General features: G+C 54.5%; 12 protein-coding genes. 4 read left to right on the top strand and 8 right to left on the bottom strand.

The features are described 5' to 3' along the window. The first annotated feature begins 468 nt into the window (after positions 1 to 468). Together ACQ4WQ_RS28330 and ACQ4WQ_RS28325 are read left to right on the top strand one after the other, a co-directional pair. Positions 469 to 1,110, top strand: coding sequence for an AAA family ATPase (locus ACQ4WQ_RS28330; RefSeq protein ID WP_034781044.1), 642 nt, complete (start codon positions 469 to 471; stop codon positions 1,108 to 1,110). 39 nt (positions 1,111 to 1,149) lie between these two features. Continuing rightward, on the top strand, positions 1,150 to 1,422 hold the full coding sequence (locus ACQ4WQ_RS28325) for a ribbon-helix-helix domain-containing protein (protein WP_034781043.1): 273 nt from the start codon (positions 1,150 to 1,152) through the stop codon (positions 1,420 to 1,422). A 96-nt stretch (positions 1,423 to 1,518) separates the two neighbouring features. Here the strand turns inward: ACQ4WQ_RS28325 and ACQ4WQ_RS28320 are convergent, their stop codons facing one another. Continuing rightward, entirely contained in the window at positions 1,519 to 1,788 is a 270-nt protein-coding gene (locus ACQ4WQ_RS28320; RefSeq protein WP_436501625.1) for a hypothetical protein, read from the bottom strand. Positions 1,789 to 1,892: 104 nt separating this feature from the next. On the opposite strand from ACQ4WQ_RS28320, the gene ACQ4WQ_RS28315 reads away from it, so the two are divergent. Next, entirely contained in the window at positions 1,893 to 2,516 is a 624-nt protein-coding gene (locus tag ACQ4WQ_RS28315) for a hypothetical protein (protein ID WP_436501623.1), read from the top strand. Between the two features lie 280 nt (positions 2,517 to 2,796). On the opposite strand, the gene ACQ4WQ_RS28310 is transcribed toward ACQ4WQ_RS28315, so the two are convergent. The 3 genes from ACQ4WQ_RS28310 to ACQ4WQ_RS28300 are packed head-to-tail and all read right to left on the bottom strand — an operon-like array spanning position 2,797 to position 5,071. Further along, positions 2,797 to 3,000: a hypothetical protein gene (locus ACQ4WQ_RS28310; RefSeq protein WP_436501621.1), complete on the bottom strand. Its 204-nt coding sequence runs from the start codon at positions 2,998 to 3,000 to the stop codon at positions 2,797 to 2,799. Positions 3,001 to 3,010: 10 nt separating this feature from the next. Beyond that, a complete protein-coding gene (locus ACQ4WQ_RS28305) occupies positions 3,011 to 4,762 on the bottom strand; it encodes a type IV secretory system conjugative DNA transfer family protein (protein WP_436501619.1) in 1,752 nt (583 codons plus the stop codon). Between the two features lie 3 nt (positions 4,763 to 4,765). Further along, positions 4,766 to 5,071 (bottom strand): DUF8583 domain-containing protein, encoded by a 306-nt coding sequence (locus tag ACQ4WQ_RS28300; protein ID WP_436501617.1) that lies wholly within the window; start codon positions 5,069 to 5,071, stop codon positions 4,766 to 4,768. Positions 5,072 to 5,208: 137 nt separating this feature from the next. Here ACQ4WQ_RS28300 and mobQ point away from each other — a divergent pair, with 137 nt between their 5' ends. Beyond that, on the top strand, positions 5,209 to 6,585 hold the full coding sequence (gene mobQ, locus ACQ4WQ_RS28295) for a MobQ family relaxase (RefSeq protein ID WP_436501615.1): 1,377 nt from the start codon (positions 5,209 to 5,211) through the stop codon (positions 6,583 to 6,585). A gap of 8 nt (positions 6,586 to 6,593) precedes the next feature. Here mobQ and ACQ4WQ_RS28290 read toward each other — a convergent pair whose 3' ends face one another. The 4 genes from ACQ4WQ_RS28290 to ACQ4WQ_RS28275 all read right to left on the bottom strand — a co-directional run bounded on the left by ACQ4WQ_RS28290 (position 6,594) and on the right by ACQ4WQ_RS28275 (position 8,398). Beyond that, positions 6,594 to 6,974 (bottom strand): FliH/SctL family protein, encoded by a 381-nt coding sequence (locus ACQ4WQ_RS28290; RefSeq protein ID WP_436501613.1) that lies wholly within the window; start codon positions 6,972 to 6,974, stop codon positions 6,594 to 6,596. Positions 6,975 to 7,056: 82 nt separating this feature from the next. Beyond that, positions 7,057 to 7,512, bottom strand: coding sequence for a hypothetical protein (locus ACQ4WQ_RS28285; RefSeq protein ID WP_436501611.1), 456 nt, complete (start codon positions 7,510 to 7,512; stop codon positions 7,057 to 7,059). Next, positions 7,509 to 7,814 carry a hypothetical protein gene (locus ACQ4WQ_RS28280; RefSeq protein ID WP_436501609.1) on the bottom strand — a complete coding sequence of 102 codons (306 nt, stop codon included), beginning with the start codon at positions 7,812 to 7,814 and terminating at the stop codon, positions 7,509 to 7,511. Before ACQ4WQ_RS28280 ends, ACQ4WQ_RS28285 begins: the two co-directional genes overlap by 4 nt. Then, positions 7,811 to 8,398, bottom strand: coding sequence for a helix-turn-helix domain-containing protein (locus ACQ4WQ_RS28275; RefSeq protein WP_205412522.1), 588 nt, complete (start codon positions 8,396 to 8,398; stop codon positions 7,811 to 7,813). Before ACQ4WQ_RS28275 ends, ACQ4WQ_RS28280 begins: the two co-directional genes overlap by 4 nt. Between the last annotated feature and the right edge of the window lie 316 nt (positions 8,399 to 8,714).

Below are 8,714 nucleotides of genomic sequence, written 5' to 3'. Positions count from 1 at the left end.
TCGGCACTTCAACAGAGCATTTCTAGACTGCGCTTCGCGCACAAGGAAGACTAAAAAACAGAAACGCATCGGCCTGTATCCGGTCGCGCTGGAGGCGCGCCGGGCAGCGGGGGGCGATTTGCCCTCCGGGCCAAATCGTCGGCCATACCGCCAAATCGGCGCAGCCGCGCCTCCTTGGCGTGCCGATTGCCCCCCCTTGACCTGACTCTTTAACGCAGATGAAAACCGCCATCAGAAAGGAGATGTTTGAGGGCTGTGGCTTTGATTTTTAGCTTTTTGATTTATGGGGTTTCAAGTTAACCGAGCGCGACGACGGCTTTATCGTCGTTGTGCAAGCAAGCGGGGACGCCCGCGCGCTAAGGCATTGAGTTAGCTTAAATTATATGTGATGCATAGGTTGAAAATGCGTTGATATAGATAGTTTTGACTGTACAATTAAGCTACTTTAATATTAAAACGGATGAATAAATGATTATTACCGTGGGCAACACCAAGGGAGGCGTAGGTAAAACAACGCTTGCTGTGAATATTGCTATTGCGCGGGCGCTGGCCGGGCGCGATGTCTGGTTGATCGATGCAGACAGGCAAGGTACTGCCCAGATGGCAATTGGTATTCGGGCTGATGCCGGGCAAATGCCAGGTATTGCTTGTGCTCAGTATGCGGATGGGCCTCTGTTGAGGTCACAGGTGCAGCAGCAGGCGGGAAAATTTGACGACATCATCATCGATGCCGGTGGACGCGACTCGACAGCGCTGCGCGCTGCGCTGGTTCTTTCTGATGTGTTGCTAGTGCCATTCGCACCGCGTAGTTACGACGTGTGGGCGCTGAATGATATCGGGGCGTTGGTTGACGAGGTCCGCAGTATGCGCGATGGGCTACGTGCCTACGCGGTTTTGAACTGTGCAGATCCTGGGGCGACATCGAGCGATAACGCAGATGCTGCCGCCGCTGTGGCCGATGTTCCCCAGTTTGAGTATCTGCCTACGCCAATCCGTCGACGTAAGTCGTTTGCTAATGCAGCTGGCGCGGGACTGTCGGTTCTTGAACTTAATCCCAAAGACAGGAAGGCATCAGAAGAACTGAATGCACTTTTATCTGCACTATTTTAATATTAAAATAGTGGTATTTTGATTGTTGGAGAAGATGAAATGACTATTACAAAACCAAGTCGTAAAGCTACTATTGCTACTGCTGATGAATTTATTGCTGGTGCGCCAGATGCCGTCGTGGCTGCTCCGCCAGGGCCTAAGTACGTGCGCAAAGGGAAGAAGCTGCAAGTTACTCTGACTATCGCCCCCGAGCTGCTTGGTCGGGTGGATGAGCTGGCGGCCAAGTTGGGCCAGTCTCGCGCCGCCGTCATCAATATGGCCGTTTATCGCATGGTCGAACATGGCGTCACTATCGACGGTTTGGGGGGATAAATCTGCTGTGGCTTGGCTTCGCTCAGGCGAGGTCAGGCGGTTCTAACCTCGTTGAGCAAATCAGGATGATGATCCAGCAGTTTGAACTGCTTATTTTCACTCGTTCTGTGCTTGAATATCATCGAACTTACATCTAATTGTCGCTTGTCCAGTCATTGCGATATCTCCATCATTTACAAAAATATCGCCATCTTTCAACGCCATATCGCTTTGAGTGATGCTCACGAAATTGCTATCGCGAAAACCTTTTGGAAAAATGCCTGTGTATTGTACAAGCCATTCTTCACTATTCTTTCCAACTAATTTTCCTTCGAGAATTTTTCCTTCAAACTGGAATTTTACGAGATCGCCATTTTGAAAAGTCATATTATTTCTTTCTTTGATGTATATTTCGTTTATGAGGGAAATTCATATTCTACTCGCTTTTTTGAAAAAACGATTTTTACGCACATTCAGTTAAAGGGTTGAAAATGAAAACTTCCGTAATTATTGACAGCTGCGCATGGAACTATCTTTTTAAAGAGAACATTGACTTGGCTACGGCTCTACCAAAGGAGAGCTTCACCTTAACGATGCCAAGAGAGTTGGAAATTGAAATTTCAGCGATCCCAGACATCGGTAAGACCGGTAAGAATGGCGTGGTAGGTGAGGATAAGCGAGCGCTCAAGGCTTACATTGCTAGTAGTATTGCATCGAACAAGATTGTAACAAGTTCTGTATTTGGTTTTGCAACATGTGAGCCAGATGGTAGCTTATCTCCGGTTCAAGTTTATGGGGGATTTGACCAGGGAACATTTCAATCTGAGGCGGATCGAGATTTTTATAATAGGCCAGAGATACGAAATCAAATTGAGGGTAAGGAGCCGCGCCCAACAGGTCTATCTAAAAATCAGGGCGATGCCGCCGTTGCTGTTCGTTCTTTTTCTTCTGTTGTTTTGACGAATGAATCTAAAAATAAAGTTGGCCCAATAAAAATTGCTGCTGACATGAACGGGCGTATAGCGTACTTAGAAAATTTTGTATCCAGTGGTAAATCGTTAGCAGAGTATGTTCTTCAATTTTCCAATTTTGAAGACTCAGCTCCTGAAATATAGTAAAAATCCCACAGGGCCATTTCCGGCCTCTGTGTAGGGTTCGCTTAGTACCCCCCAGCCCAGCGCCCGTCTACCCATGTCTCCCAATCCCAAGCGAAGGCTAATGCATCTTCACCGTCGAGAACTGGACACGCAGAGCCATGCAGCGCCTCGATAAATTGGCCGCGCCAGGGATCAGGAATATCTGATATCCGAATAAAATATTGTCGGCCACGATGCATGCGCACTGGAACGACATGGATTAGCTCTTGCCGATGCATCGTAAATCTCCCTTGCTCGGCTATTTGAAATTCATCCATTTTTGCCATTTGGCGATTTCTGCCCGTGCGTGAGTACCTGGTAGGCCGTAAACTGACACTACTGCTATGCCCCACAGGAAGCCCAGCACGATGGCTAAGGTGGCGAGCTGACGCAATGAGCTGCCCTTGACGGAGAAAGCGCGCCAGTCTGCGACGTAGGTGCTTGCGGATTTAAACCATGCCATGTTGGGCCTTTCAGTTGTGTTCAGGGACGAATAGTGGTTGCAGCTCGATCACATCGTCGGCGGCTTTGTCGCCCACGTTGCCGACAAACAGCGCGAACTGCGCATCGAGCTTGCGGAAGTCGTTTGCATCGAACAGGGCTTGCCGCTGGATGCCAACGCTTTGGCCCGTGTTCTCGCCGTAGCTGGTTGTCCGGTGGCCGCCGCCCATGCTCGTGCCGGTGCTTTCGGCGTAGCTGGTGCTTTCGATGTGTACGTCCACTTGGCCGAGTAGGCGCTGAACCATTTCCAGCGTGGCGCCGTCTTCCGTTCGGAAAATGGCGCGCTGGCGCCAGTTCTGCATGATCGCGTCGGCGGTCTTGTTGCTGCCCACGGCCTCGACCAGTGAGCTATAGCCTTGCATCGAGAGGATGCCGAAGCATTTTGACGAGCGCGACTTGTCCCAGAAATCGGTATCGCTCACGCTGTCCACGATGCCCTGGTATTCGTCGCAGAGGAACGCGACATAACGCTCTTGGTTCACGTCCGGGCGCGACCGGCGTTCACTCATCATCGTGAAGAAGCGCAGTTTGATGAGCAGGTACGCGAAGCGCGCCCCTTGATTGCCGAACTTGTGGCGCGGCAGGTTGACGAGAAACACGGTCGGGCTGTTGAGCAGGTCGTAAAGGTCGGCTTCACCGTGCGCGCTCTCGACGGAGAAGGCGTCCACCAAGTCGGGCGACACGAACGGATTTAACACCGCCTCGCAAGTGCCCTGCACGTTGCCACGGAATTTGTCGTCCCACTTGTTCACGGTGTCCACCATGTAGCCCAGCACCGCATTCCACACGCGAATATCGCGGGCGGCGAGCTGGCCCGTTTGCTCGTATTCGCGCACGACCTTGAGCGCATCCATGCGGCGGGCGTCGGAAAACACCAAGTCGGCCAGACCGGCGATGCTGTAATCGCCTTTGGCCAGCCGCAGCAGCGTTAGCAGGTTGCGGCAGTAGTTGGTTGCCGTTTCGGCCCAAAACGAGCCGTCGCCGTTGGCCGAGCCGCCAGCGATGAAGCAGCTTTTCAGGTACGACGCGGCCACCTCCGGCGTGCAGCCCCGGAACAGGTTCAACGTCAGACCGCCATCGCCCACGACCTGATAGGTGCGGCCCACTTGGCCGGCGATGTAATCGACCTCGCGCCGGAAATCGCCCTTGATGTCGAACACCAGTGCCGAGCAGTCCTGTGCCAGCACCTGCTGCAAAAGCGGATTGATGGCGCGTGTGGTCTTGCCGCCGCCGATGCCGCCGAAGATGACGATGTTCTTGCATGCATCGGCTGGCGGGAGGTGCAGGCGCGTGCCGTTGCGCATACCGCTGTAGTGGCCGCGACCGGCCAGAAAGCCGGTGGACAGGCCGAGCGTCAAGCCGTTGAACCCGGCGCGGCGCACTGGCTGCATGTGGGCAGTCTTCGCCACCACGGCGGCGGCTTGCCGCTGCGTGCCTTGCTGGCGGAGTTGTTCGGTTTCTTTGTGCATATCGCGCCCGGTGCGTATCACGGTCAAGATGAAGGCCGGGATGATGCCAAAGAGCGCGGCAGTGAAGGCATACAAATCACGGCTTGCCGTGCTGCCGTCGCTGACGCCAGTGGAGCCGGGCTTTACGTCCCAGCACAGCCAAACAGCAAGCCATGTACCGAAGGCAAAGCACGCCCATGTAAACCCGACCATGCGGGTAATACTGCGGCCCACTTCGACGCTCTGCGCCTTGTTGTTACGGTCATAGGTTCCCATGAATTATTGACCTGTGCCGTTGTGCGGCTTGGGGGCGGCTGGGGCCGATGCGCCCATGTCAAACAGCGCACGATCATCGGGGCGGGTTAGGAAGGTATCGAGCTGGCCCATGATGTTCTTTTTCATGGCCTCGTTTTTCTCCATCTGATCGAGCAGCATTGCCCCGATTAGAATTTTCCGGCGCGTGTCATCGGCGCGGGACTTCTTCGTCTCTGCGGCTCGTTTCATGGCCTCTTGTTTTTGCTTGAGCGCCTTGAGCTGTTTTAGCTTTTCTTCCTGCGCCTTGATCCGTTCGTCTAACGCTGCCATGTTTTGCCCTAAATGTTAGTAATGAGTAACAATTTTACCCTTGATAACTGTTGCCGTAAAGCAGCTATAATGGCAGCGCGGACAGGCCCAGCGAAGAGCGAAAGCGAAGAGCAAGGGCGCACTTATGCAAACTTCGTTTGCGTGCGGTCTACGACGCTAAAAAAATCAAAGGCAACACCACTGTGGCGATCTATCATCTATCCGTTAAGACAATCAGCCGTTCAGCCGGTCGCTCTGCGACGGCTGCTGCTGCTTATCGTTCTGGTGTAGAGATTACAGATTTGCGCACTGGTGAAGTTCACGACTACACCCGAAAGGGAGGTGTGGAATCTGCCGATCTTGTCTTACCAGTTGGCGCGCCAGAGTGGGCATCTAACCGGGCAGAACTTTGGAACGCCGCCGAGCAGGCAGAGACACGCAAAAACTCGACCGTTGCACGCGAGTTTGAGATAGCTTTGCCGTCCGAGCTTTCGCCTGATGAGCGTAAGCGCTTGGCGATAGATTTTGCCCGTGAGATTGTGGAGCGTCACGGCTGCGCCGCTGACGTATCAATTCATGCGCCCGGAAAAGAGGGCGACAACCGTAATCACCATGCCCATATCCTGTGCAGCACGCGCCGTCTCATGTCCGAAGGTTTCGGCGAAAAGACCCGTGAGCTGGATGAGCGAAAAACCGGCCAAGTAGAGCATTGGCGTGAGCGTTTCGCCGGAATGCAGAACGAACGATTGCGAGACGCGGGCGTAGAGGCCCGCGTCGATCACCGCACATTGAAGGCGCAGGGAATCGACCGTGAGCCAACCCGGCACCTTGGCCCAGCGGCCATCGGCTACGAACGCCGAACCCGTGAGCCGAGTAACAAGCGGCTGGACTTCGAGGCCGAGGTGGCCGAGCGTCTGACCCGTGCCAAGGAGGCGGGCCAGCTGGCGCGTGAACACGCCGACGTGATCTGCTCGATCATCGACCTGTCGGCGGACATTAGCGCGGCCAAGTCCGAGCAAGAGCGCCAGAGGCGGGCCGCGAATCCTGGGAGCCGTTCCGATGGCCTGTGGGGACGACTGGAGACACAGATGCGCCCAACCGAGCGGCCAGCGCAGCACGATAGCGACATCGAGGCGGCAATCAAGTCCTATGGAGCGTGGGCTACACCTAAACCCCCGCAGAGGGAAATGGAGGCGCCACACGACCAGATAAATGTCGCTAATAAGCCGTTGCCTGAAATGCCCAAAGCGGCGCATGACTGGTCACAGTTCCGTTCCTTTGCCGGGGCTAAAGCCGAGCCGTTACCAACACAACCAGAAGGAGACAAAGCCGTGTACCCACCACCAAGCGGTCCGGGATATTTCCCGGAAACGATTGAAGAGCGTCAACGTAATGAGGAAGCGGCAGCCGGTGGACGGTTGCTACGGGAGCAGGACTCCACACGCACCGATGAGCTGTGGGAGCGTATGGAAAGAGAGAGGCAGGAACAGGAACGCCGGGAGCGCGATAGTGGCCCTGATATGCCCGGATTTTGAGGGATGAATCATTTTCTTTCCGCAACAAGTCTTTGAATTGTCTCGCGGAGACTCTGAATTAATGCCTTTTGCTCTTCGTTCTCTCGCGCTACTTCATTGACCTTATCTACATATAACCGAATGGCCCACTGGGCGTCTGTTAGCTGTTTTTGAAGCAAGTTCTTCTCTGAAATGTGCTGTTTTGTAAACTGCATTTGCTTACTCATTTCGCCATTTGCAACTTGCACGCAATCATTCCAACCCTTGTCGTAGCCAAGGGCATGGCCAGCCTCATAGCCCGCCTGATAGCCTTGCTCTTGGCCGTTGCGAAATCCCGCACGCTCACCCTCGATGCGGCCATGCTGGTATCCATTGGCTTGGGCCTGTGCATGAGGGTCAAAATAGCTCATGTTTCTTTCCTTAGCCAGTCAGGGCAAAAATAGTGTGTGATGTAATGTGGGTGCAATGTGCCGACAAAGCACCTATCTGCCGTTATAGCTGGCTTCCCGGCCAGTGCGCCGTATAGCCCGCAGGAGCGTGCGAGTTCATCCAGTCGAGGGCGTTGTCCATCGCGGCGTCATGTGCGGCCTGTAGCGCTTCCTCCGCATCGTCGATGCCTTCAACTGGCGGGAACACGCCGCCGCCCACTTCCTCCCCATCATCGAGCAGTCGAAGCCGCCAGCCGCCGCCGAGAGCATCCGGCCGCGACGTGATCGAGTAGGCGTAGCCCCTCCGCATCCGGGCCAGCAAAGCTATTTTCTGGCCATTCATGGGGGCGCTGTCGCCCTCGCGCCAATCGGGCATCAGCACCTGATCGGCGCTCACGCCCTCCATTTGCAGCAGCTCGGCCAGCCGCACCGCGTCAGTGTGGGCCAGCGTGCTGCCGTCAGGCAGCACGGCCACCAGTTCATCATCTTCCAGTGTCACCTTCACATAGTCCATCGTCATACCTCCCTGTTGTCATCCAGTGCAGCGACCGTATGTTGTGCTGCCCTCAAGCTTTGCAGCATCCATGCGATGAATGCTCCCCAGCCTGAAATTGTCAGTGCCTCCGGCACGCCATCCACGCAGTGCAGCGCATCGGCGCGCAGCTCGACCGGCAGGGCCAGCACCCAATTTTCGATGATGGGTTCCAGCTCGTAAGGCACGGCGGACAGCGGCAGCACGGTCATGCCGTCCACCTCCTGGAACTGCAAGCCAGCGGGCAAACCGCAGTACAGTGATCGTGCTTTTTGCTCGATCGCCATCATTCGTCGGATGTATGGCTAATCGCTGGCAAATCCGGCTCCATACCAGGAATGCTTGATTGACTTGGAGGATCGCCACCAGGGCCACTAGGCAACTGCAATTCGCCTGGGTAGAGAGTGGGAATACGCCGCAGATTGCTCATAACCAGCGTCTCTTTGTTCTGATCGTCAATGTCAGCAATAACTCGGGCGCTGAATGTCGATGTACGAGGCATGTTGCCTCGTTTTTCTCCCCAAGCCACTTGATCATTCACAACGTAGGCTTTGACCGTACCTGCACCGCCTACGTTGACAGCCTGAATCCAATGATCTGCGACCAGATGTTCAAGGGCTCGTTGGACGGTTTTAACGTGGCACTCCAACATCTTTGCCAGTGTCTTCTGGCTGACCACCACGGCATTCTGAGACCCCATGCTTGCAACTAAATTATGCATCAAGGCCGAGGCCATTGGATTATTCCTAGTCAGCTTAGACCACGCCTCATGTGCCGAACGTTCTGTTTGTACCCAAGTGCTGCGGGACGCATCCAGTGGCATGCCAATTTTCTTAACCAAAAGATATCTCCATTTGTCGTAGGGGTAGGACATTTAGTGACACAATGTAGACCACAATGTCCAATAATTGGACACAGAATACACTCCATTTAAGAGACAGGCAAGTCCAATTATCGGACACAACCTACGACATACAATGTCGTAGGGTTACGACATAGCTGATGTCGTAACCCCCCCTCCTAAGTTGTTGAAAAATAACGATTTTTAATTCCTCCCTCTATTTCTAGCGCCTTCGGCACTTCAACAGAGCATTTCTAGACTGCGCTTCGCGCACAAGGAAGACTAAAAAACAGAAACGCATCGGCCTGTATCCGGTCGCGCTGGAGGCGCGCCGGGCAGCGGGGGGCGA

Source organism: Janthinobacterium goodfellowi, from assembly GCF_051380695.1.
GTDB lineage: Bacteria > Pseudomonadota > Gammaproteobacteria > Burkholderiales > Burkholderiaceae_D > Janthinobacterium.
This window is presented reverse-complemented; position numbering and strand designations above follow the sequence as displayed.

Excerpts from the sequence above, each read along its gene's own strand:
- ACQ4WQ_RS28280 (WP_436501609.1), bottom strand. The coding sequence starts at position 7,814 with ATGATGGCGATCGAGCAAAAAGCACGATCACTGTACTGCGGTTTGCCC.
- ACQ4WQ_RS28275 (WP_205412522.1), bottom strand. The coding sequence starts at position 8,398 with ATGTCCTACCCCTACGACAAATGGAGATATCTTTTGGTTAAGAAAATT.
- ACQ4WQ_RS28315 (WP_436501623.1), top strand. The coding sequence starts at position 1,893 with ATGAAAACTTCCGTAATTATTGACAGCTGCGCATGGAACTATCTTTTT.
- ACQ4WQ_RS28285 (WP_436501611.1), bottom strand. The coding sequence starts at position 7,512 with ATGACGATGGACTATGTGAAGGTGACACTGGAAGATGATGAACTGGTG.
- ACQ4WQ_RS28290 (WP_436501613.1), bottom strand. The coding sequence starts at position 6,974 with ATGAGCTATTTTGACCCTCATGCACAGGCCCAAGCCAATGGATACCAG.
- ACQ4WQ_RS28320 (WP_436501625.1), bottom strand. The coding sequence starts at position 1,788 with ATGACTTTTCAAAATGGCGATCTCGTAAAATTCCAGTTTGAAGGAAAA.
- ACQ4WQ_RS28310 (WP_436501621.1), bottom strand. The coding sequence starts at position 3,000 with ATGGCATGGTTTAAATCCGCAAGCACCTACGTCGCAGACTGGCGCGCT.
- ACQ4WQ_RS28305 (WP_436501619.1), bottom strand. The coding sequence starts at position 4,762 with ATGGGAACCTATGACCGTAACAACAAGGCGCAGAGCGTCGAAGTGGGC.
- ACQ4WQ_RS28325 (WP_034781043.1), top strand. The coding sequence starts at position 1,150 with ATGACTATTACAAAACCAAGTCGTAAAGCTACTATTGCTACTGCTGAT.
- ACQ4WQ_RS28330 (WP_034781044.1), top strand. The coding sequence starts at position 469 with ATGATTATTACCGTGGGCAACACCAAGGGAGGCGTAGGTAAAACAACG.
- ACQ4WQ_RS28300 (WP_436501617.1), bottom strand. The coding sequence starts at position 5,071 with ATGGCAGCGTTAGACGAACGGATCAAGGCGCAGGAAGAAAAGCTAAAA.